Origin of the sequence: Streptomyces fractus (assembly GCF_049844455.1) — a bacterium.
Lineage (GTDB): Bacteria > Actinomycetota > Actinomycetes > Streptomycetales > Streptomycetaceae > Streptomyces > Streptomyces fractus.
Genome location: NZ_JBMYHI010000002.1, coordinates 8,344,923 through 8,365,481, shown reverse-complemented (window position 1 = coordinate 8,365,481; position 20,559 = coordinate 8,344,923). Strand labels below are relative to the sequence as shown.

The window sequence follows — 20,559 nt, the reverse complement described above, 5'->3', positions numbered from 1 at the left end:
CGCGGTCACGTAGGAACGCACATGCACACCTGTACCCTCCACCTGCCGGGATCATGCGAACCCACAGGCGACTTGTGCCTGGTAGATGCGGCAGTATGGAAGCCGTAAACGTTCCAGGACACGTAGGGGAGCCGAACCGTGACAACCCGTTCCGCGCGCAGGACGACGACCCGCCGGATACTGCAGGTGACCGGCGTCGGGGCGGTGGCCGTGCTGACGCTCAGCGCCTGCGGTTCGTCCGACGCGGACTCCTCCGGCTCCGCGCCCTCCAGCGGCAAGAAGCTGTCCGGGACGGTGAACGTGTTCGCCGCCGCTTCCCTCAAGGAGAGCTTCACCAAGCTGGGCAAGCAGTTCGAGAAGGAGCACCCCGGCACCAAGGTCACCTTCAACTTCGGCGGCAGTGACAGCCTCGCCGCGGGCATCACCGGCGGCGCCCCCGCCGACGTGTTCGCGGCGGCCAGCCCCAAGACGATGAAGACGGTGACCGACGCCGGTGACGCGAAGGGCGAGCCGAGCACCTTCGTCCGCAACCAGCTGGAGATCGCCACCCTCCCCGGCAACCCGCACAAGGTGTCGTCCCTGAAGGACCTCACCAAGCCCGGCCAGAAGGTCGTGCTCTGCGCGAAGGAGGTGCCGTGCGGCGCCGCCGCGCAGACGGCGCTCGCCGCGAGCAAGCTGAAGCTCACCCCTGTCTCGTACGAGCAGGACGTCAAGAGCGCCCTGACGAAGGTGGAGCTCAAGGAGGCCGACGCGGCGGTCGTCTACAAGACGGATGTGCACGCGGCGGGTGACAAGGTGCAGGGCGTGGAGTTCCCCGAGTCCAAGGACGCCATCAACGACTACCCGATCGCCCCGCTGAAGAAGGCGCCCAACGCCGCGGGGGCGAAGGCGTTCATCGAGCTGGTCAAGTCCGCCGACGGGCAGAAGGCGCTGACCGAGGCCGGATTCCTCAAGCCGTGACCGTGCTCGACGACTCCCTGGAGGGCGGTCCGCGGCGCCGCCGTGGCCGCATTCCTCCGCTGCCACTCCTCGTACCCGCGCTCGTGGGCCTGGCGTTCCTGGTGGTGCCGCTGATCGCGCTGCTCGTACGGGCCCCGTGGGCGCAGCTGCCCGAGCAGCTGACCAGCCCCGAGGTGTGGCAGGCGCTCCAACTGTCGCTGGTGTGCGCCACGTTGGCGACGCTGGTGAGCCTGGTGCTCGGGGTGCCGCTGGCGTGGCTGCTGGCGCGCACGGAGTTTCCGGGGCGCGGTCTCGTACGCGCCCTGGTGACGCTGCCGCTGGTGCTGCCGCCCGTGGTGGGCGGCGTCGCGCTGCTGACGGCGCTCGGCAGGAACGGTGTCGTCGGCCAGTACCTGGATCAGTGGTTCGGGATCACTCTGCCGTTCACGACCACGGGTGTCGTGATCGCCGAGGCGTTCGTGGCGATGCCGTTCCTCGTGATCAGCGTCGAGGGCACGCTGCGGGCGGCCGACCCGCGCTACGAGGAGGCGGCCACGACGCTGGGCGCCTCCCGGTTCACCGCGTTCCGGCGGGTGACGCTGCCGCTGATCGCGCCCGGAATCGCGGCCGGCGCGGTGCTCGCGTGGGCGCGGGCGCTCGGCGAGTTCGGCGCGACGATCACCTTCGCGGGCAACTTCCCGGGCCGCACCCAGACCATGCCGCTCGCCGTGTACCTCGCCATGCAGAGCGATCCGGCGGCGGCGATCTCCCTCAGCCTGGTGCTGCTGGCCGTGTCGATCACGGTCCTCGCGGGGCTGCGTGACCGCTGGATGACCGCCTCATGACCGATCTTGAGAAGGCCACGGTGCCGTACGAGGACGTGGGCGGCGCCGGGCTCGACGCGCGGCTCGTCGTGGACCGGGGCGACTTCCGGCTGGATGTCGCGCTGACCGCGCGGCCCGGCGACGTCGTCGCGCTGCTCGGCCCGAACGGGGCCGGGAAGACCACCGCGCTGCGCGCCCTCGCGGGCCTGACGCCGCTGGACGCCGGACACCTCAGGCTCGACGGCACGGGCCTCGACGGCACACCGCCCGAGTCACGCCCGGTGGGTGTGGTGTTCCAGGACTACCTGCTCTTTCCGCACCTGACCGCCCTGGACAACGTGGCGTTCGGGCCGCGCTGCCAGGGCGCCACGAAGGCGGAGGCGCGTACGCAGGCGCAGTCCTGGCTCGACCGGATGGGGCTCGCGGAGCACGCGGGCGCGAAACCTCGCCGGCTCTCCGGCGGGCAGGCGCAGCGCGTCGCGCTCGCCCGCGCGCTCGCCACACGGCCGCGACTGCTGCTCCTGGACGAGCCGCTGGCCGCGCTCGACGCCCGCACCCGCCTGGACGTACGGGCCCAACTCCGGCGCCACTTGGCCGAGTTCGAGGCCGTGGCGGTGCTGGTCACGCACGATCCGCTGGACGCGATGGTGCTGGCCGACCGGCTCGTCGTCATCGAGCACGGCCACGTCGTCCAGGAGGGCGCCCCGTCGGACGTCGCGCGCCGCCCGCGCACGGACTACATCGCGCAGCTCGTCGGCCTCAACCTGTACCGGGGCCGCGCCGAGGGCCACACCGTCCACGTGGCGGACGACGGGCCCGCGATCACGACGACGGAGGAGCTGGAAGGACCGGTCTTCGTCGCGTTCCCGCCGAGCGCGGTGACGCTGCACCGCGAACGCCCCACCGGTTCCAGCGCCCGCAACCTGTGGCGCTGCGAGGTCACCGGCATGGAGACCCACGGCGACCAGATCCGCGCCGCCCTCTCCGGCGAGCTCCCGCTCGCCGCGGACCTCACGACGGTGGCGGCGGCCGAACTCGGCCTGCAGCCCGGCGCGACGGTGTGGGCCACGGTCAAGGCGACACAGACGCACGCGTATCCGGCCTGATCGGGCGCATCGGGCGGCTCGGGTCCTAGGGTGAAGGACACGCAGAACACCCCCATCGTCCCGACTTTGCGAGGCGCACCGCCATGGCCCTCTCCATCCGCAACCAGCTTCCCGGCACCGTCACGTCCGTCACCGAGGGCGAGGTGATGGCGACGGTCAAGGTGCGCCTCGACGGCGGCCAGGACCTGACCGCCGCGATCACCCTCGAATCCGTCAAGGACCTGGGCCTCTCCTCGGGTTCCGAGGTGCGCGCCCTGGTCAAGTCCACCGAGGTGGCGCTCGCGACGGGGCCCGTCGAGGGCCTGTCCATCCGCAACCAGCTGCCCGGCACGGTCAGGGACGTCGCCACCGGGGGCGCCATGGCCTCGGTCAGGGTCGACATCAACGGGGCGGAACTGACCGCCGCCATCACGAAGGACGCGGCCGCCGACCTGGGCCTGGCGGCCGGCTCCGCGGTGGTCGCGCTGCTGAAGTCGACCGAGGTGTCGCTGGCCACGGCCTGAGGGCTCCGCCGCGGCCCCGTATCTCATGCCGCGCGTGTCTCACCTCGCGTGTCGCGCGTGTCTCATGTCGTGACCGCGATATGAGACACGGGTCCACGGATTCCGGCAGAAACCTTAAAGTGGCGCACATGTTCGGACCCGCTCGTCATCTGGCTCTCGCGCTCTTCGCGGCCACGACGTGGAGTGTCGACGACGCGCTCTGTCGTCGCTGACGTCCCTCCGCGCCCGAACGTTCCCACTCCACCTGCCGGAGATCTGCCGTGACCACCGCTCCACCCGCCGGGGCGCCGCCGCGCGCCGCCCTGCTCAGCCCGTCCCCCACTTCCTCGCCCGCCCCGGTCGCCGAGGCCGCGCCGCCCACCCGCTGGGGGCCGCTCGCCGGCGCCGGGGTCATCGGCGCCGCGCTCGCCGTCTACGTGTTTGTCGAGCACGGCGCCAAGCCGGGCGTCCTGCTGCTGCTCGGCCTCGGACTCGGGTTCGCCCTGTTCCACTCGCGGTTCGGATTCACCTCCGCCTGGCGCCAGCTCGTGGCCGTCGGCAACGGCACCGGACTGCGGGCGCACGCCCTGCTGCTCGGCACGACGGCGACGCTCTTCGCGCTGATCATCGGCACCGGCAGCGGGCTGTTCGGTTCGGTGCCCGCGCCCAGTGCGGGGCCGATCGGCATCGGACTCATCGTCGGCTCGTTCCTGTTCGCGATCGGCATGCAGCTCGGCGGGGCCTGCGCGTCGGGCACCCTGTTCGCGGTCGGCTCGGGGCAGAGCTCGATCGTGCTGACCCTCTTCGGGTTCATCGTCGGTTCCACCCTCGCCGCCTGGCAGTTCGGGCTCTGGAGCGATCTGCCCGCGCTCGATCCGTACCTGCTGTCCGACCACGTCGGCTGGTTCGGGTCCTGGGCGATTACGATCGTCGCGCTCGCCGTCATCTGGTTCGTCGCGCGCGCCGTCCAGGCCCGCCGCAATCCCCCGCCGGTCGGCACCCCGCCGTCGGCGAAGGGCACGCTGCTGCGTACGGTCCGCGGTTCCTGGCCGCTGGCGGCGGGCGCCGTGGTGCTCGCGGTGCTCGGCGCGGGCGTACTGCTGGTGTCCGGCGGCGCGTGGGGCGTGACGAGCGCGTTCGCGCTGTGGGGCTCGAAGGTGGTGGGCGCGCTCGGCGGCTCGCCCGAGACGTGGACGTACTGGCAACAGCCCGGCAGCGCGGCCCAGTTGACGGGCCCGGTGCTCGCCGACAAGACGAGCCTCACCGACATCGGCATCATGGTCGGCGCGGCGGTCGCCGCCGCGGCGGGCGGCGTGTGGAAGCTGCACCGCGGCATCCCCGCGCGTACGGCGGTCGCGGCCGTCATCGGCGGCATCCTGATGGGCATCGGCGCGCGCCTCGCGGGCGGCTGCAACATCGGCGCGTACCTCGCGGGCATCGTCTCCGGTTCGCTGCACGGCTGGATCTGGGGCGCCGTCGCCATCCTCGGCACGTGGGCGGGCCTGCGGCTGCGCCCGCTGTTCGGCCTCGGCAACCCGAAGCCGTCGGACAGCGTCTGCTGAACCCGTGGCACCGGTGGACAGGGGCGAGGGCCCGGGCGGCGTGGGCGGTTTCCAGGGGTCGTTGCAACACTCGGTCGTGTTGATCAGGTTGTGAGTAGGTTATGCAGGCGCTCGGCTGGGGTTTCCCAGTCGAGCGTTTTGCGTGGTCGGCTGTTGAGTTCGGCGGCCACGGCGGCGAGGTCGTCCCGGCTGTGCCGGGACAGGTCGGTTCCTTTGGGGAAGTACTGCCGCAGCAGGCCGTTGGTGTTTTCGTTCGATCCGCGTTGCCAGGGGCTGCCCGGATCACAGAAGTAGACCGGGATGTCGGTGGCGAGGCTGAAGGCGTGGTGGGCGGCCATCTCGGTGCCTTGGTCCCAGGTCAGGGATCGCTTCAGGTGGGGCGGCAGAGTTTGGACGGTATCGGCCAGCGCCTGGCGGACGGCCGATGCCGCGTAGCCGTTCGGCAGGTGGACGAGCATGAGGTAGCGGGTGCTGCGTTCGACGAGCGTGGCGATGGCGGAGCGGGAGTTGCTGCCGACGATGAGATCACCCTCCCAGTGGCCAGGGACGGCTCGGTCGGTCACTTCGGCGGGCCGTTCGCTGATCATCACCATGGGGTGCGGGAATCGCTGTCTGCGGCGGGCGGAGTGGCGATGGGGCTTACGGACGGCGCGTCCGGTCCGCAGTGCGCGGGTCAGCTCGCGGCGGAGTTCGCCGCGGCCTTGGACGTAGAGGGCTTGGTAGACCGTTTCGTGGACCACGTGCATCTCCGGCCGGTCGGGGAACCGTCTGCGCAGAGCGTGGCAGATCTGCTCCGGGCTCCAGCGCAGGGCCAGGTGTTCCTGGATGAAGTCCCGCAGCTCGGGGTTCATCGCGATCCTGGTGGCCTTGGGCCTTGACCGGCGCTTATCCGCCCGGCGCTGGGCAGCGTGCGGCCGGTAGTACCAGCGGCCGTCGGCCAGGACGGTCCGGTTTCGGCGGATCTCCCGGCTGATGGTTGACGGGCTGCGGCCCAGCTCGGCCGCGATCGTCCGGACGGCCGCCTTCTCGCGCAGCCGGTCGGCTATGTGGATGCGGTCTGCCTCGCGCAGGTAGCGCGAGGGACCGGCCGGCCCCTCGGCTAGGGGAACGAGGTGAGGCGGCACCACCCCACTGATGGGTGGTGCCGCTTTGTGGTGGCGGTCGGCGCTGCGGCCGTTACGCCATCGCCTGCCGGTCTTCGAGTTGATGCCGACGATCCGGCAGGCGTCCTCGTAGGGAATTCCTTGATCCACAAGCAGAAGGTATTGCTCCCGCTCCCGAGCCAACTTCCTCGGGCCTTGCGGTTTCCGGTCCTTCCGGATCTTGAAGTCCATCGCACCCCTGAAGTGGGATGTTGCGACGACCACTAGAACTCAAGCGTGCCGCCCGGGCCCTCGTCGTTCGGTCCAGCCGAACCGGTCAGGTCAACGCGACCGGGTCCGGCGGCTCCACCGATCTACGCGCCCGCCCCGTCGCCCAGCAGTCCCTCCAGCGCGGCCACCGCGTGCTCCCGGTGTCCGTCGAGCAGCCGCACCGCGTCCTCCGTGCGTCCCTCGCGCAGTGCGTCGAGCACGGCACGGTGTTCGACGAGGACGTGCTCGCGGCTGATCGAGTCCGCGTAGTAGAGGGAGCGGTAGGCGTCGGTGGCGTCCCACAGGGTCGCGATGAGGCGCACCAGGCGGTGCATGCCGGACGCCTCGAAGAGGACGAAGTGGAATCTGCGGTTGGCGGCCGCCATCGCCGCGACGTCCGCCGCGGCTGCCTGCGCCTCCACCTCTTCCTGGGCCTCCTCCAGGGTGTCGAGGACGGCGCCGCCGCCGCGCATCGCCTCGCGTACGGCCTCGGCCTCCAGGATCTCCCGGATGCGGTACACCTCGCGCAGCTCTGCCAGGGACAGCTCGGCCACGAAGTAGCCGCGGTGCGCGTGGTGCACGACGAGGGACTGGCCCTCCAGTGTCTTGAGCGCCTCACGCAACGGCACCCGGCTCACCCCGAGCCGTTCGGCGAGGGCGTCCTGCCGGATCGGCATGCCCGGCCTGATCTCCCCGCTGGTGATGGCCCGGCGCAGTTCCTCAAGGACGAACTGCTGCGCCGTTGGGGGCCGCCGCCTCGGTGCGGGCGTCGTCATGGCGGCTCCTCTTCCTCTCTGCCGGGCGTCGGCAGCACGTGGTGAACGGGCCCATCCTACGGAGCCCCACCGACATCGGCCGCCGCGTCGACGGCGGAAAGTCCCAGCTCGGCGAGGATCTGCTCGGTGTGCTCCCCGAGGCGCGGCGGCGCCGTGACGTACGCGGCGGGGGCGGCGCTCAGCCGGATCGGGTTGGCGACCTGCGCCGCGGGGGTCTCACGGTCCGGGTCGTCGATCTGTACGCGGGGGTCGAGGCCGAGGCGTTCCGCGAAGGCGAAGGCCTCCCCGAGGTCGTTGATCGGGCCGCAGGGGACGCCGACGGCGGTCAGCGTCTCGAACCACTCGTCGGCCCCGCGCTCGCGCAGCCGCTCGGTGAGTTCGGCCAGGAGTTCCTCGCGGTGGGCCACGCGCGCGGTGTTGCTCGCGAAGCGCGGGTCGGCGGCAAGAGCGGACACCCCCAACTCCGCGCACAGCGCGCCGAATTGCCGGTCGTTTCCGACGGCGAGCGCCAGCGGACGGTCCTTGGCGTCGAGCACCTCGTAGGGCGCGATGCTCGGGTGCTTGTTGCCCATCGCGCGGGGCACCACGCCCGCGGCCACATGCGCGGAGGCCTGGTTGGTGAGTGCCGAGAGCAGCGAGGTGAGCAGGGAGACCTCGACCTTCTGCCCCTCGCCGGTGCGCTCGCGGTGCCGCAGCGCCGCCATCACGCCGAGCCCCGCGTGCATCCCCGTGATGACGTCGACGAGCGCGACGCCCGCCTTGGTGCCCTGGCCGCCCGGCTCCCCCGTGACGCTCATCAGCCCGCCCATGGCCTGCACCAGCAGGTCGTAGCCGGGCAGCGCGGCCCCCTCCGCGGTGCCGAATCCGGTGACCGAGCAGTAGACGAGGCCGGGGTTGAGGGCGCTCAACTCCTCGTAGCCGAGGCCGAGCCGGTCCATGGTGCCGGGCCGGAAGTTCTCGACGAGGACGTCGGCGCGCGCGGCGATGGCGCGGGCTGCCTCGCGGCCGGGCGCCTCGGTCAGGTCGAGGGCGACGGAGCGCTTGTTGCGGTTGACCCCGAGGAAGTAGGTGGCCTCGCCGTCCGCGAACGGCGGGCCCCAGGAGCGGGTCTCGTCGCCGACTCCGGGGCGCTCGACCTTGATGACCTCCGCGCCGAGGTCGGCGAGGAGCATCGTCAGGTACGGGGCGGCGAGGACCCGGCCGAAGTCGGCGACGACGAGCCCGGACAGGGCGCCGGGGGCGGCCGGGTTGGTGGTGGCCCGCATACGACTCTCCTTGGCAAGCGGTGGGCGTGCGGCTACGATCCGAGACGAGAAGAAAGTTGGATCCAAAATCCGATATCCGTAACCCTAGCGCCGACCATCCACCGCAGCCAAGGAGCCCGCGATGCCCTCGCCCTCGTCCTCAACTCCCCTCCACCCCTTCGACCTTGTCGACATCGACGGCATGTTGAGCGACGAGGAGCGCGCCATCCGCGACACCGTGCGCACCATGGGCGAGCGCGAGCTGCGCCCGAAGGTGGCCGAGTGGTTCGAGGCCGGCGCCATCCCGGCCCGCGAGCTCGCCCGTGAACTGGGCGGCCTCGGCGTCCTCGGCATGCACCTGGAGGGCTACGGCTGCGCGGGCACCAGCGCCGTCTCGTACGGCCTCGCGTGCATGGAGCTGGAGGCGGTGGACTCGGGTCTGCGCAGCCTCGTCTCCGTGCAGGGTTCGCTCGCGATGTACGCGATCTGGAAGTACGGCTCCGAGGAGCAGAAGCAGCAGTGGCTGCCGGGGATGGCGGCGGGCGAGAAGATCGGCTGCTTCGGCCTCACCGAGCCCGACGCGGGCTCCGACCCCGGTTCGATGCGCACCAACGCCAAGCGCGACGGCAAGGACTGGGTCCTCAACGGCGCCAAGATGTGGATCACGAACGGTTCGGTGGCGGACATCGCCGTCGTCTGGGCCCGCACCGAGGAGGGCGTGCGCGGCTTCCTCGTCCCGGCGGGTACGCCCGGCTTCTCGGCGCCGGAGATCAAGCGCAAGCTGTCCCTGCGCGCCAGCGTCACCAGCGAGCTGGTCCTGGAGGACGTGCGCCTGCCCGCCGACGCCATGCTGCCGAACGCGCGCGGCCTCTCCGGTCCGCTCGGCTGCCTCAACGAGGCCCGCTTCGGCATCGTGTTCGGCGCGATCGGCGCCGCCCGCGACTGCCTGGAGGCGGCCATCTCCTACGCCGCCGACCGCACGGTCTTCGAGCGCCCCCTGGCCTCGTACCAGCTGACGCAGCAGAAGCTCGCCGACATGGCGCTCGAACTCGACAAGGGCATGCTGCTCGCGCTGCGTCTCGGCCGGCTCAAGGACGAGGGCCGCGGCACGCCGGAGCAGATCAGCGTCGGCAAGCTCAACAACGTGCGCGAGGCCATCCAGATCGCCCGCGAGTGCCGCACCATCCTCGGCGCCAACGGCATCACCCTCGAATACCCGGTGATGCGGCACGCCAACAACCTCGAGTCGGTGCTGACCTACGAGGGCACGAGTGAGGTCCACGCGCTGGTCATCGGCAAGACCCTCACGGGCCTGCCCGCCTTCCGCTGAGCGGCGCTCGGCACCGTCAGCCGGTGAGCCGCCACGTCACTTCGCCGTCCTGCCACTCGTCCGTGGGCGCGAGCCCGCAGGCGGTGGCGACGGCGGCGGACGCGTGGTGCTCGGGGTGGATGTGCGCGACGAGGGTCCGGGCGCCCCGCTCCCCGAGCCACGCGGCGAGCGCCCGCGCGGCCTCGGTGGCGATGCCGCGGCCCTGCCACCGGGTGCCGACGACCCACGCGATCTCGGCGACCCCGTCCCGGACGGTCGCCTGCACCGTGCCCACGAGGCGTTCCTCGTCCCGGAGTTGGACGACCCAGTTCAGCCAGGCGACGTCCGGATCGGGCGAACCCGCGAGCATCCGCCGGTAGCGCGCCCTTAGTTCCGGGGCCGTGTCCGGTGTGCCGCCGATGAAGGTGTGCAGGGCCGGGTCGGCGAGCACGTCGGCCATCTCGTCGGCGTGCTCGGCCCGCAGCGGCAGCATGGTCAGCCGGTCGGTGGTGAAGGTGCTGGGCGTAGGAGCGGGAGGCGTCGTCACGAGCGAGACCGTAACCCAACGCGCGCCGGCCGCCCCGGAATTTCGTCTACGCCAGCTGCTCCGCCAGCAGCACGACACCGATCGCGATCATCATGACGCCGGAGACCCGTGTCACGGCCCGCGCCGCCGAGGGCCGTGTCCTCAGAACGGTGCGCGCCAGCACACCGACACCGAGGTAGACGACGGCGCAGGCGGTCATGTGGAGGGTGCCGAGCACGCCGGTCTGCACGGCCACCGGCCAGCCCGTCGCCGGGTGGATGAACTGCGGGAAGAGGGAGAGGTACAGCAGCAGCGCCTTGGGGTTGAGGCCGCTGATGCCGATGCCCTTGAGCATGACCTGGCGGCGGGAGGCGCCGATGGGCTCTTCGCCCGCGGTCAGCACGGCGGGCTGCCGCAGCACGTTGCAGCCGAGCCACACCAGGTAGCCGGCGCCTGCGACGGTCAGCACCGTGAGCAGGGTCGCCGAGCTCGCCACAAGCACCGCGAGACCGGCGACGGCGAGCACGGTGTATCCCACGTAACCGGTGATCAGCCCGGCGACCGCCGGGACGACCGAGCGGTCCCGCAGTCCGGCCGCGATCGCGTAGGCCCAGTCCGCGCCCGGTGTGAACACCAGCAGAAGGTCCACGGCCAGAAATGCGGCCAGCGTGGTCGTGTCCATGTGTGTCGATCCCTCTCACGTGCAGTTGTACGCGAGGAAGGCTAGGTCGGATTCGCCCGTAAGTGTTCCCTTCTTTACCCCACCATCGGCACACGTGAGGGAGAATCTTCTCCATGGACGCCATGGACCGGAAAATTCTTACCGAGCTTCAGATGGACGGCCGCCTCACCATCACCGAGCTGGCCGCTCGCGTGAAGCTGAGCGTCTCTCCCTGCCACCGCCGGCTGCGCGATCTGGAGCGCTCGGGGGCGATCCGCGGGTACCGCGCGGTCGTCGACCCGTCCGCCCTCGGCCTGGACTTCGAGGCGCTGGTCTTCGTCACGCTGGGCTGGGAGGACCGGGACACCGTCACCTCGTTCGAGGAGGCGGTGGCGGCGGTGCCCCATGTGCTCCAGGCGCAGCGCCTGTTCGGCGATCCGGACTATCTGCTGCGGGTGGCCGCCGCCGACCTGACCGCCTTTCAGCAGCTCTACGACCAGCAGCTCGCGCGCCTTCCGGGGGTGCAGCGCCTCAACTCCACGCTGGTGATGAAGAACGTCGTCGCGAACCGACCGCTGCCGGACTAGGCCGTTTCGTTCAGATCATCTGATCGTTGGTCCGGGTGTGCCGTTGACTGATGCGCAGTGGGCGCGGATTGAGCCGTTACTCCCCGACCGGGCACCGAAGCGGGGTGGCCGGTGGCGAGACCATCGTGAGGGGATCGACGCGATCGCTTTCAAGTTCCAGACCGGCACCCCGTGGATGTGCCTGCCGGAGCGTTACGGCAACTGGCGCGGCGTCTACAACCGGCTGCGGATGTGGGCCGTCGACGGCACCTGGGAGAGGGTCTTCACCGCGCTGATGGCCCGGGCCGATGCCGACGAGGACCTCAACTGGGCGGTCTCGGTGGACTCCACGATCGTGCGCGCCCACCAGCACGCCGCCGGGGCCCGCAAAAAGGGGCCCCGGCCGGGGAACCGGCCGACCACGCCATCGGCCGCTCCCGCGGCGGACTGACCACAAAGATCCACCTGGCCTCCGACGGCCGCTGCCGGCCTCTCGCCTTCGTCCTCACCGCCGGACAGGCCGGCGACGCACCCGCGTTCACCGAGGTCATGGCCCGCCTACGGGTGCCCCGCCGCCATGGACGCCCGCGCACCAGACCGGACGTGGTCCTGGCCGACAAGGCCTATTCCTCCCGCGCGATCCGCAACTACCTGCGCAGGCGCGGTATTCAGGCGGTGATTGCGAGCCCCGCGGATCAGCTCCGCCATCGCATGCGCCGCGGCAGCGACGGCGGACGGCCACCCGCGTTCGACCGCGAGGTCTACAAGCAGCGCAACACCGTCGAGCGGTGCATCAACCGCCTCAAGCAGTGGCGAGGAATCGCGACCCGTTACGAGAAGACAGCGACCATCTACCTAGCCGGACTCCACATCGCAGGCATCTTCCTGTGGTCCGCACGATGATCCAAACGAGAAGCCCTAGGTGTGTCGTTCTGACTGATCTCGCTGGAGACGTTGACGGTGCGATGGCAGGATCGCCCCGAGGAGGCGCCGGTGTTCGGACGGGGCAGGCAGTGGTGCGCGGTGGCCGTGGCCGCGGTGTGTCTGGTGTTCGTCGGCCCGAGCACGCCCAGCGGCGCCCTCGTCTCCGAGCCGCTCCCGCTGCCGGTCGGCGCCGCGAAGGACATCGTGCCGGGCCGCGTCATGACGTGGAACATCTGCAACCCCTGCGGCAGCGCCCAGAACCTCGGCAGGGCCGCCGACATCGCGACGTACGCGCCGCAGGTCATCGGCCTCCAGGAGGCGTGCGTGCGGGACGTGGAGGAGATCCGCGCCTACCTGAGGACGTTCTACGGGCTGAGGTACCACGTCGAGTACGGCTCGGTGCTGCGCAACTGGGGCCGCTGCGGGGGACTTCCGTGGCGGCCGGGCGGCTACGGCCAGGCGATCCTCTCGGCGGCGCCGATGGCCGACCCCGTGCTCAAGGAGTATCCGGACGGCGGTTCCGAGGACCGCGGCTACCTGGCCGTCACCACCTCGGTGGCCGGCCGCCCCGTCCGCCTCTTCAACACCCACCTCGCGCAGCGGCAGCAGGAGTCGTTCCGCGCGAAGCAGATCACCGCCCTCACCAAGGCGGTCGCCCGGCACGAACGCACCGTCGTGCTGGGCGACTTCAACGCCGTGCCGGACGCCCCCGAACTCGGCCCGATGTGGTCCCTGGCCAAGGACGCGGACCCCGGCTGCCACCCCGCGGCCGCCCCCGACTGCGGGACGACCACGGACTGGCACAGCAAGTTCGACTACATCTTCCTGCGCGGCTTCGCCGCACGGAGCCATGCGGTACATCCGAGCGAGTACTCGGACCACCACCAGTTCCGAGCTGACCTGGGGCCGATACAGGGGCCGTGATGGCCCCGGCTGCGGGGATTGCACTGCGAGTGATCGCCCGTGGCTGACCGCTCGGGAACTTCGACCCGAATTCGACCTGGTGGGCGAGTGAGGTGTGTCTCTCCGCTTGCCGACTGGCTCGTTGGATCGTCCCGCTGTGCGACCCGTGCGATACGTTCGCAGCCTTGATCGAACAGGCTTGAGGGGAGCGAGTGGCGTGAGCGAGCGCATGCGGGTGGACACGGACGAACTCAGAGACGCTGCACCAGTCTTCCACCATCAGAGCGACCAATTGCGCGACGCCCTGCACACCCTCGAAACCCGCCTCTCCGCCCTCGGTGCTCCGTGGGGCGGGGACGAGCAGGGCAGTCAGTTCCACGCGAAGTACCGCCCGGCCAAGGACGGCATCGACAAGGCCGGCGCGACACTCGTGACCGGCCTGGAGTCGATCGGCGACGCGCTGAAGGCGATGTCCGACAACCACGACGAGAACGAACTGGCGACCAAGGACGTCTTCGACTCCGTCGCCAAGGAGCACTGACCGGCCGATGGACGTCGAGGAGATACTCAAAGACGCCCTGATGAAGCTGGGCATGTGGTGGCCGGACGCCGACTCGGGCCAGCTACGCGAGGCCGCTTCTGCCTGGCGTGCCTTCGCCGAATCCGTCGACGACGTCACTGCGGCCACGCACAAGTCGGCCCGCAGCATCATCGACGGCAACGAGGGCCCGTCCATCGAGGCGTTCGGTGAGTTCTGGGCGCGCTATCACAAGGGCGCGAAGTCCGGTTGGCTCGATGACCTCGCTGAGGCGGCTCGTTCGATCGCCAAGGCGCTCGACCAGTACGCGGACACAGTCGACGAGGCGATCAGCCACCTGCGCACGGAGATCGGCATCGCCGCTGCCGCACTGGGCGCGGGCATCCTGCTTGCAATCGTCACCGGCGGCGCGGGAGCCGTGGCGGGCTCAGCTGCGGCCGAAGGAGTGATCGCGGCCTCGGCGAGCGTCGGCGTCACCGTGTCGGCGGAGATCGCTGGTGTCATCGGCACGACCATGACCGGCGTCGCCTTCGGCGCCATCGAGTCCATCGCTGTAGACCTTGCTGTCGCTCAGCCCCTGCACATTGCAGCGGGCGACCAGGAGGGCCTCAGCCTCGACCATGCCCGTGAGGCCGGCGTAGGTGGAGCTGTCTTGGGCGGAGCCCTGGTGGGCGCTGGTAGCTCGGCTGCGGCCATCAAGAACGCGGGTGGCATAAGAACCGTCCTCAACTCGATCGACATCCCGGCCCTCAACATGGCGGGCCCCCGGCTGGCAACTCCATCAGGGGCCGACAGCTCGGGCGTACTGCTCAGTGAGGGTGGGGGCGCACTTCGAGATGCCACCGCCCGCTACCCCGTAGGACGACGCGGCACGAATGAGGACACGAGCTTCAAGTCTCCGGACGCGAGTGACAAGACGCGGAACAAGGGAAATCGCGAGGTCAAAGTCGCCCAGTCCGAGGGACGGACAGCACGCAACGAGCCGACGACGATCCAAGGCCGTGTCTATGCCGGCCATGCCCTCGATCAGATGCAGACGAGGGGAATCCCGCCCACCGTGGTGGAGGACACCGTGCGCAACGGAGAATCCGTGACCGGCAAGGTCGCCGGGACTACGGCCCACTACAACTTTGACGAACGAATCACGATCATCACGGACACTGAAACTGGCCGCGTGGTGACCGTCGCAGGAGGGATCATCAAGCAGTGAACGGTGACGTGGAGTGGTGGGCATACCAGCGGCGCCTGGTTGAGAAGGCGCTGAACGACTTCGACCGGGGAGAGATCCAGCTCCAGACTCTGGCGGCAGATCTGATGTCGATCTCAGACGCCATGGACGAACGAGGCAGCGAAGCGATGTCCCCGATCGCGGCAGGGCTGTCTGACGCCCCTGAGGAGTGGTTGGAAAACTTCCGGTCCGCCGCCTTCGGGATCGAAGTCATCTTCGCTGTCGCTGCGGACAAGGGCGTCGATGTGCTACCCCCTGACGAGGTAGACGCAGTCGACCGCGAAATCGATCAGGTGGAGTTCCTTGTGGGGCAACTGCCGGTGTGAGTATCGCGTGGCAGGCACTGTCGTTCGTTCGTGGCACCTGTGGGCGTGGGGGCCGAACCTGGTAGGGCAGCACGGCAGGGCTGTCGGGGCGCGACCGAACTGAACCAGGGGTGCGCAATTATGAGCTGCCCGGGTGACCAGGCGAGGACACACATCTCCGGAGGGCGGTTGGGTCCTGGACGTGCGCGAAGGTCACGGAGTTCTTGCTGAACTGGTGTCGGACACTCGTCCACGAATAGTCCGAGGCTCGCCACCCGCGCGTCAGGGTCGATGCGCGTTGTTCGGGACTTGCTCCAGTTACGTGTCGGCCGTGCTGAGTGCAGCTCTACGTCGCCCCACACACACCGTGGAGCGGGCGTGGTCCGTGGACCACGCCCGCTCGGCTCTGCCTGGGGCGACGGAGGTCGGGATGGGATCCCAACACGCTCGCCGCGATGTGCCCGCGGCCGGGAATGGCGCCCCCCTCCCACCCGGTGCCGGCCGATCCCAGCCGTAGCCGCCCGCCCCGGCGCCGTCAGTCCTTCTCCCGAAGCACCTCCGACACGTTCTCCTGACGCCACCGGCGCAGCAGTTCGTGGAAGGCGACCGCGCCGTGTGGGTAAGAGTTCGGGCCGTTGGGGCGGCCGCGGCCCTCGCGGTTGTAGTAGCCGGGGGTGCACTCGGCGTGGAACCACTCGTGGTCCGGGGCGCCCTCGGCGCAGGTCGCGCGCCAGCCGTCGACCACCTCGGGGGTCGGCTCCAGGACCGCGTCGGCCTTCTCGGCGGCCACCACCAGCGCCGCGGCGTGCACGGCCTGCTCGTCCAGGATGTGGCTGAAGTTGACGCTGGAGGCGTTCTGCATCGGGCCCAGCTGGATCAAGTTGGGGAAGCCGGTGCTGGTGAAGCCGTGCAGCGTGCGCGGGCCGAACCGGGCGAGGGAGTCCTGCAGTTGAAGCCCGTCGCGGCCCGTCACCGGCAGCTTGCCCGAGGTGACGCCGGAGACGCCGACGGAGAACCCGGTGGCGAAGATCAAGCAGTCGACCTCGTACTCGACCCCGCCGACGACGACGCCGCGCTCCGTCATGCGCTCGATGCCATGGGTGTCGGCGGTGTCGACGAGCGTGACGTTGTCGCGGTTGAAGGCGGGCAGGTACAGGTCGGAGAACGTGGGCCGCTTGCAGGCGTAGCGGTACCAGGGCTTGAGGGCCTCGGCGGTGGCGGGGTCGGTGACCTCGGCGGCGACGCGGTCGCGGATCTGGTTCATCGTGGCGTGGTCGGCGGCCTCGTACGCGGCCTCGAAGTCCGCCTCGCCGTCCCGGCGGAAGCTCGGCAGCAGCTTTTCGAGGAGGCTCGCCGACTCCGTCCAGCGGTCCGCGACCAGGTCCCGCGCCGCGTCCTCGCCGGAGACGATCCGCAGGAAGTTCTCACGCCGCTCGGCGGCCCAGCCGGGGCGGTCCGCGCCGACGTCCTGCGGAGTCATGCGCCGCTGCCCGCGCGTGTCGACCGCGGACGGCGTGCGCTGGAAGACGTACAACTGCCGGGCGTCCTCGGCCAGCTTCGGGATGGCCTGCACGCCGGTGGCTCCCGTGCCGACGACGCCGACCCGCTTGTCGGCGAGGCCGGTCATGCCGCCGTCGGGGCCGCCGCCGGTGTAGCCGTAGTCCCAGCGCGAGGTGTGGAAGGTGTGCCCCTTGAAGTCCTCGATGCCGGGGATGCCGGGCAGCTTGGGCTCGGAGAGCGTGCCGGTGGCGGTGACGACGTACGTGGCGTGGAACACGTCGCCCCTGTCCGTCGTGACCACCCACCGGTGGGCGCCGCCGTCCCAGGTGAGGGAGGTGACGGCGGTGGAGAAGACGGCGTCCTCGTACAGGTCGAAGCGCTCGGCGATGCGTACCGCGTGGCGCCGGATCTCGTCGCCCGGCGCGTACTTCCACTCGGGTACGTAGCCGGTCTCGTCCAGCATCGGCAGGTAGACGTGCGACTCGATGTCGCAGTGGATGCCGGGGTAGCGGTTCCAGTACCAGGTGCCGCCGAAGTCGCCGCCCTGCTCGATCACCCGCACCTTCGCCAGGCCCTGTTGCCGCATCCGCGCGCCGGCCAGGATTCCGCCGAAGCCGCCGCCGACGATCGCGACGTCGACCTCGTCGCGCAGCGGCTCGCGCTCGGGTACCTCGCCCGCGTACGGGTCGGCGGCGAAGTAGCCGAACTCGGCTGTGGTGGACCGGTATTGGGCCGTGCCTTCGGGGCGGACGCGGCGTTCGCGTTCGGCGCGGTAGCGCTCACGCAGCTCCGCGGTCTCCTGCGGGGTGGGGGGCGTGTCGCACTGCGGCAGGGTCATGCGGCGGCTTCCTCTCGTGGGGGGACATACGGCGCGGAGGGGTGCCCTCGGTGGGACTTCCGCACCGTCACGGGTACCGTAACCCAACAACCGGACAACACTGTCCGGTAGGGGTCCGGTGCGGCCCGACCCCGACGTGACCCGACGCGAAAGGCCCGCGATGTCGAACCTCACCCCCGCCTCCCCGCTGCGCGACTGGCTCGCCGACCCGGCCGCCGGACAGATCCTGCGCGGCATGCTGGCCTCGCAGGGGCAGAGCGAGGAGGCCCTGGCCCCCGCACTCGGGCTGCCGCTGGAGCAGCTCGTGAAGATGTCCGGCGGCAAGTTCCCCGCCGAGCTGGTGGGGGTGCTGGTCACCGCCGCCGAGACCGGTGAGGTGCCCGAGGGCCTCCCCACCGCTCCCCCGGCCTCGCCCGCCGCCACCGCTCCGGAGCCGGGCATCGAGATCGGCACCCCCCAGCCGTGGACCGAGCAGTTCACCTCCGGCCGCTTCGCCGGCCAGATCGTCGTGGTCACCGGCGCGGCCTCCGGCATCGGCAAGGCGGTCGCCTCGCGTGTCGTGCGCGAGGGCGGGCGCGTGGTCGCCGTCGACGTGTCGGGCGACAAACTGGCCGACCTGGCCGCCGAGTTGGGCGAGCCCCTCGTGCCCGTCACCGCGGACATCACCGAGCCCACGGCCGCCGACACCGTGCTCGCCGCCGCGGGCGGACGCGTGGACGCGCTGGCGAACGTCGCGGGCGTGATGGACAACGACGCCGCCGTGCACGAGGTCGACGACAAGATCTGGGAGCGCGTCATGCGCATCAACGTCGACGGCCCCATGCTCCTGATGCGCGCGGTCGTGCCGGGCATGCTCGCGGCGGGCGGCGGCCGGATCGTGAACATCGTGTCCGAGGCGGCGCTGCGCGGCTCGGCGGCCGGCGCCGCGTACACGACGTCGAAGCACGCCCTCGTCGGCCTGACGAAGTCCTCGGCGTACCAGTACGCGGGCACGGGCGTGCAGGTCAACGCGGTGGCGCCGGGCGCCGTCGCCACGGGCATCCAGGTCCCGGACGGCGCGCCCTACGGTTCGGCGCGCACCGCGCGGATGCGGGTGGCGATCCCCGGTCTCGCGATGGCCGAGGAGCTGGCCGCGTCCATCACGTTCCTGCTCAGCAAGGACGCGGTGAACCTCAACGGGGTCATCCTGCCGTCGGACGGTGGCTGGTCGGTGGCCTGAATCGAGCCGCTGCGGCGATTGAGCAGCGGGGTCCGGGCAGCGCCCCGCGACGTCGACCACGACTCAGAGCACCGTAAGAGACAACAGGAAGGCACACCCCCCATGCCCACCAGAAAGCACACCCTCGCCGCCCTCACCGCCCTCGGCCTCCTCTCCCTCACCGCCTGCGGCACCGAGAAGGCCGGCACCTCGGACGCGCGGCCCGCCGCCGCCCCGGTCTCCGGCGAGGGACACACCATCCGCGCCACCCAGGTCTCCCACGTCACCGCCCCGCACAAGGCCACCGGCATGACACTGCTGGAGGGCCCGGTGCTCACCAAGGGCGGCGACCTGTACGTCGTCGACGTCACGGCCCCGGCAGGCGAGCCCAAGGTGCTCTCCGTCGACGTGAAGACCGGCGACCACAAGGGCGTCTACACCGACAAGACCGGCGCCTACACCTCCGCGCAGATCAGCCCGCACGACGGCCGCGTGTATCTGACGGAGTACCAGTCGGGCGACGTGATCAGCATCGCGCAGGACGGCTCGGACCGGCGCACGTTCTTCTCCGGCGACGTCGACGGCTCCCCGATGAACCCCGACGACATCGCGTTCGACGACGACGGCAATCTCTACGTCAGCGATCTGCACGGCATGAAGACGGGCGAGGCCGAGGGCCGCATCGTGCGCATCGACCGCGACGGCAAGAAGACCACCGTCCTCGCCGACAAGCTCGCACACCCCAACGGCGTGATGCTCGACCCCGAGCAAAAGGGCCTGTGGATCAGCGAACTGGCCAAGGACACCATCTCGTACCTGCTCCTGGACGCCAAGAAGACGTCGGTGACCACGAGGCACGAGGCCATCCACGTCAACGCTGGTGTCGCGCAGACGGACTCCATCGCCGTGGACGGCGAGGGCAATCTCTACCAGGCGCTGCACGGCCGCCCCGCCATGGCGGTCTTCAGCAAGTACGGCGAACGCCTCGGCACGGTGGAGGTCCCCGCGAAGGAGGCCGAGGGCCTCCAGTCGGCGACAAATGTCGCGATCACGCCGGGCGGCCGGTCCGCGTACATGACGGTCAGCGGGCCGAAGGGCGGCTACGTCTACAAGTTCGACGCCCTGGCCAAGGGCATCCGCCAGTCGAACGGCGGCTGACGCTCAGTCCTCCGCGAGCTCGACGGACCGCAGCGGCCCCACCTCGACGCCGAGCAACTCCCAGGCCGCGAGCGCCAGGCGCTCGCGCTCGGCGAGGGTGGGGCCCGCGACGGCCCCCGACACCATCGCGATGGCGAGCATCAGCTGTTCGGCGGACAGTCCGCGCCCCGCGGACGTGCACCCGCCGAGCACGCCGCGCACCCGCGCCGCCAGTTCCCGGCCCTGCTCGTCGTCGCCGCGTACGCGCAGCAGGTCGACGAAGGCGGTGGAGCGGGTGATGTGCCAGGTGACGACGCCGAGCACGGACTTGAGGGTGGCGTCCTGCTCGGCGGCGGCGCTCTCGATCTGCCGTACGTTCTCGTCGAGCACCGCCGCGGCCAGGGCCATCCGGTCGGCGAAGTGCCGGTACAGGCTTCCCTGTCCGACGCCGGCCCGGCGCGCGACCGTGGACAGCGGCGCGTTCAACCCCTGCTCGGCGAAGACCTCGCGGGCCGCGGTGATGAGGGCGGCGCGATTGCGGGCGGCGACCCGCCGGCCTTGGTTCGCCGGGCGGGCCCGGTCGGGCTCGGAGGGGTTCGTCACGTTGGCAGCGTAATGCAGTGCAATACCCGATCAACGAG

The 20,559-nt window shown here is 70.8% G+C and carries 20 protein-coding genes and 1 pseudogene; 14 read left to right on the top strand and 7 right to left on the bottom strand.

Annotated elements, in window-relative coordinates; genetic code table 11:
* Positions 1 to 138: 138 nt before the first annotated feature.
* The 5 genes from modA (at position 139) to ACP4E5_RS40040 (ending at position 4,913) form a co-directional block, all read left to right on the top strand.
* Positions 139 to 960, top strand: coding sequence for a molybdate ABC transporter substrate-binding protein (gene modA / locus ACP4E5_RS40060; protein WP_425838207.1), 822 nt, complete (start codon positions 139 to 141; stop codon positions 958 to 960).
* Positions 957 to 1,784: a molybdate ABC transporter permease subunit gene (modB, locus tag ACP4E5_RS40055; RefSeq protein ID WP_425838205.1), complete on the top strand. Its 828-nt coding sequence runs from the start codon at positions 957 to 959 to the stop codon at positions 1,782 to 1,784. Before modA ends, modB begins: the two co-directional genes overlap by 4 nt.
* Positions 1,781 to 2,869, top strand: a complete 1,089-nt coding sequence (locus ACP4E5_RS40050; RefSeq protein WP_425838202.1) for an ABC transporter ATP-binding protein — start codon at positions 1,781 to 1,783, stop codon at positions 2,867 to 2,869. Before modB ends, ACP4E5_RS40050 begins: the two co-directional genes overlap by 4 nt.
* 83 nt (positions 2,870 to 2,952) lie before the next feature.
* On the top strand, positions 2,953 to 3,372 hold the full coding sequence (locus ACP4E5_RS40045; RefSeq protein ID WP_425838199.1) for a TOBE domain-containing protein: 420 nt from the start codon (positions 2,953 to 2,955) through the stop codon (positions 3,370 to 3,372).
* Positions 3,373 to 3,632: 260 nt separating this feature from the next.
* Positions 3,633 to 4,913 carry a YeeE/YedE family protein gene (locus tag ACP4E5_RS40040; protein WP_425838196.1) on the top strand — a complete coding sequence of 427 codons (1,281 nt, stop codon included), beginning with the start codon at positions 3,633 to 3,635 and terminating at the stop codon, positions 4,911 to 4,913.
* Positions 4,914 to 4,996: 83 nt separating this feature from the next.
* On the opposite strand, the gene ACP4E5_RS40035 is transcribed toward ACP4E5_RS40040, so the two are convergent.
* The 3 genes from ACP4E5_RS40035 to ACP4E5_RS40025 all read right to left on the bottom strand — a co-directional run bounded on the left by ACP4E5_RS40035 (position 4,997) and on the right by ACP4E5_RS40025 (position 8,306).
* Complete coding sequence (locus ACP4E5_RS40035) at positions 4,997 to 6,247, bottom strand: IS30 family transposase (RefSeq protein ID WP_425831872.1); 1,251 nt, start codon at positions 6,245 to 6,247, stop codon at positions 4,997 to 4,999.
* 122 nt (positions 6,248 to 6,369) lie between these two features.
* On the bottom strand, positions 6,370 to 7,041 hold the full coding sequence (locus ACP4E5_RS40030) for a GntR family transcriptional regulator (protein ID WP_425838194.1): 672 nt from the start codon (positions 7,039 to 7,041) through the stop codon (positions 6,370 to 6,372).
* Positions 7,042 to 7,097: 56 nt separating this feature from the next.
* On the bottom strand, positions 7,098 to 8,306 hold the full coding sequence (locus tag ACP4E5_RS40025; RefSeq protein WP_425838191.1) for a CaiB/BaiF CoA transferase family protein: 1,209 nt from the start codon (positions 8,304 to 8,306) through the stop codon (positions 7,098 to 7,100).
* A gap of 121 nt (positions 8,307 to 8,427) precedes the next feature.
* Between ACP4E5_RS40025 and ACP4E5_RS40020 the strand changes: the two genes are divergently transcribed.
* Positions 8,428 to 9,615, top strand: coding sequence for an acyl-CoA dehydrogenase family protein (locus ACP4E5_RS40020; RefSeq protein WP_425838188.1), 1,188 nt, complete (start codon positions 8,428 to 8,430; stop codon positions 9,613 to 9,615).
* A gap of 16 nt (positions 9,616 to 9,631) precedes the next feature.
* On the opposite strand, the gene ACP4E5_RS40015 is transcribed toward ACP4E5_RS40020, so the two are convergent.
* A complete protein-coding gene (locus tag ACP4E5_RS40015) occupies positions 9,632 to 10,087 on the bottom strand; it encodes a GNAT family N-acetyltransferase (RefSeq protein ID WP_425842003.1) in 456 nt (151 codons plus the stop codon).
* Positions 10,088 to 10,187: 100 nt separating this feature from the next.
* Complete coding sequence (locus tag ACP4E5_RS40010) at positions 10,188 to 10,802, bottom strand: LysE family translocator (RefSeq protein WP_425838185.1); 615 nt, start codon at positions 10,800 to 10,802, stop codon at positions 10,188 to 10,190.
* Positions 10,803 to 10,915: 113 nt separating this feature from the next.
* Here ACP4E5_RS40010 and ACP4E5_RS40005 point away from each other — a divergent pair, with 113 nt between their 5' ends.
* The 6 genes and pseudogenes from ACP4E5_RS40005 to ACP4E5_RS39980 all read left to right on the top strand — a co-directional run bounded on the left by ACP4E5_RS40005 (position 10,916) and on the right by ACP4E5_RS39980 (position 15,266).
* On the top strand, positions 10,916 to 11,368 hold the full coding sequence (locus ACP4E5_RS40005) for an Lrp/AsnC family transcriptional regulator (RefSeq protein ID WP_425838182.1): 453 nt from the start codon (positions 10,916 to 10,918) through the stop codon (positions 11,366 to 11,368).
* A 22-nt stretch (positions 11,369 to 11,390) separates the two neighbouring features.
* A pseudogene (locus ACP4E5_RS40000) lies at positions 11,391 to 12,250 on the top strand (IS5 family transposase).
* 57 nt (positions 12,251 to 12,307) lie between these two features.
* Positions 12,308 to 13,195: an endonuclease/exonuclease/phosphatase family protein gene (locus tag ACP4E5_RS39995; protein WP_425838179.1), complete on the top strand. Its 888-nt coding sequence runs from the start codon at positions 12,308 to 12,310 to the stop codon at positions 13,193 to 13,195.
* A 196-nt stretch (positions 13,196 to 13,391) separates the two neighbouring features.
* On the top strand, positions 13,392 to 13,715 hold the full coding sequence (locus ACP4E5_RS39990; protein ID WP_425838176.1) for a WXG100 family type VII secretion target: 324 nt from the start codon (positions 13,392 to 13,394) through the stop codon (positions 13,713 to 13,715).
* Positions 13,716 to 13,722: 7 nt separating this feature from the next.
* Positions 13,723 to 14,922 carry a WXG100 family type VII secretion target gene (locus ACP4E5_RS39985; protein ID WP_425838174.1) on the top strand — a complete coding sequence of 400 codons (1,200 nt, stop codon included), beginning with the start codon at positions 13,723 to 13,725 and terminating at the stop codon, positions 14,920 to 14,922.
* Complete coding sequence (locus tag ACP4E5_RS39980) at positions 14,919 to 15,266, top strand: hypothetical protein (protein WP_425838171.1); 348 nt, start codon at positions 14,919 to 14,921, stop codon at positions 15,264 to 15,266. Before ACP4E5_RS39985 ends, ACP4E5_RS39980 begins: the two co-directional genes overlap by 4 nt.
* A gap of 514 nt (positions 15,267 to 15,780) precedes the next feature.
* Here ACP4E5_RS39980 and ACP4E5_RS39975 read toward each other — a convergent pair.
* On the bottom strand, positions 15,781 to 17,583 hold the full coding sequence (locus ACP4E5_RS39975) for a flavin-containing monooxygenase (RefSeq protein ID WP_425838168.1): 1,803 nt from the start codon (positions 17,581 to 17,583) through the stop codon (positions 15,781 to 15,783).
* Positions 17,584 to 17,743: 160 nt separating this feature from the next.
* Here ACP4E5_RS39975 and ACP4E5_RS39970 point away from each other — a divergent pair, with 160 nt between their 5' ends.
* Together ACP4E5_RS39970 and ACP4E5_RS39965 are read left to right on the top strand one after the other, a co-directional pair.
* Positions 17,744 to 18,802, top strand: a complete 1,059-nt coding sequence (locus ACP4E5_RS39970; RefSeq protein ID WP_425838165.1) for an SDR family NAD(P)-dependent oxidoreductase — start codon at positions 17,744 to 17,746, stop codon at positions 18,800 to 18,802.
* A 102-nt stretch (positions 18,803 to 18,904) separates the two neighbouring features.
* On the top strand, positions 18,905 to 19,939 hold the full coding sequence (locus ACP4E5_RS39965; protein ID WP_425838162.1) for an SMP-30/gluconolactonase/LRE family protein: 1,035 nt from the start codon (positions 18,905 to 18,907) through the stop codon (positions 19,937 to 19,939).
* 3 nt (positions 19,940 to 19,942) lie between these two features.
* Here the strand turns inward: ACP4E5_RS39965 and ACP4E5_RS39960 are convergent, their stop codons facing one another.
* The gene (locus tag ACP4E5_RS39960) at positions 19,943 to 20,521 is read right to left on the bottom strand and encodes a TetR family transcriptional regulator (protein ID WP_425838159.1); all 579 of its coding nucleotides are present in this window, start codon (positions 20,519 to 20,521) and stop codon (positions 19,943 to 19,945) included.
* Between the last annotated feature and the right edge of the window lie 38 nt (positions 20,522 to 20,559).

What these genes read in the sequence shown, in the direction of transcription:
- ACP4E5_RS39975 (WP_425838168.1), bottom strand. Translation starts at nt 17,583, where the DNA reads ATGACCCTGCCGCAGTGCGACACGCCCCCCACCCCGCAGGAGACCGCG.
- ACP4E5_RS39970 (WP_425838165.1), top strand. Translation starts at nt 17,744, where the DNA reads ATGTCGAACCTCACCCCCGCCTCCCCGCTGCGCGACTGGCTCGCCGAC.
- ACP4E5_RS40045 (WP_425838199.1), top strand. Translation starts at nt 2,953, where the DNA reads ATGGCCCTCTCCATCCGCAACCAGCTTCCCGGCACCGTCACGTCCGTC.
- ACP4E5_RS40005 (WP_425838182.1), top strand. Translation starts at nt 10,916, where the DNA reads ATGGACGCCATGGACCGGAAAATTCTTACCGAGCTTCAGATGGACGGC.
- ACP4E5_RS40050 (WP_425838202.1), top strand. Translation starts at nt 1,781, where the DNA reads ATGACCGATCTTGAGAAGGCCACGGTGCCGTACGAGGACGTGGGCGGC.
- ACP4E5_RS40030 (WP_425838194.1), bottom strand. Translation starts at nt 7,041, where the DNA reads ATGACGACGCCCGCACCGAGGCGGCGGCCCCCAACGGCGCAGCAGTTC.
- ACP4E5_RS39965 (WP_425838162.1), top strand. Translation starts at nt 18,905, where the DNA reads ATGCCCACCAGAAAGCACACCCTCGCCGCCCTCACCGCCCTCGGCCTC.
- ACP4E5_RS40020 (WP_425838188.1), top strand. Translation starts at nt 8,428, where the DNA reads ATGCCCTCGCCCTCGTCCTCAACTCCCCTCCACCCCTTCGACCTTGTC.
- ACP4E5_RS40015 (WP_425842003.1), bottom strand. Translation starts at nt 10,087, where the DNA reads ATGCTGCCGCTGCGGGCCGAGCACGCCGACGAGATGGCCGACGTGCTC.
- ACP4E5_RS40035 (WP_425831872.1), bottom strand. Translation starts at nt 6,247, where the DNA reads ATGGACTTCAAGATCCGGAAGGACCGGAAACCGCAAGGCCCGAGGAAG.
- ACP4E5_RS39985 (WP_425838174.1), top strand. Translation starts at nt 13,723, where the DNA reads ATGGACGTCGAGGAGATACTCAAAGACGCCCTGATGAAGCTGGGCATG.
- ACP4E5_RS40025 (WP_425838191.1), bottom strand. Translation starts at nt 8,306, where the DNA reads ATGCGGGCCACCACCAACCCGGCCGCCCCCGGCGCCCTGTCCGGGCTC.
- ACP4E5_RS40010 (WP_425838185.1), bottom strand. Translation starts at nt 10,802, where the DNA reads ATGGACACGACCACGCTGGCCGCATTTCTGGCCGTGGACCTTCTGCTG.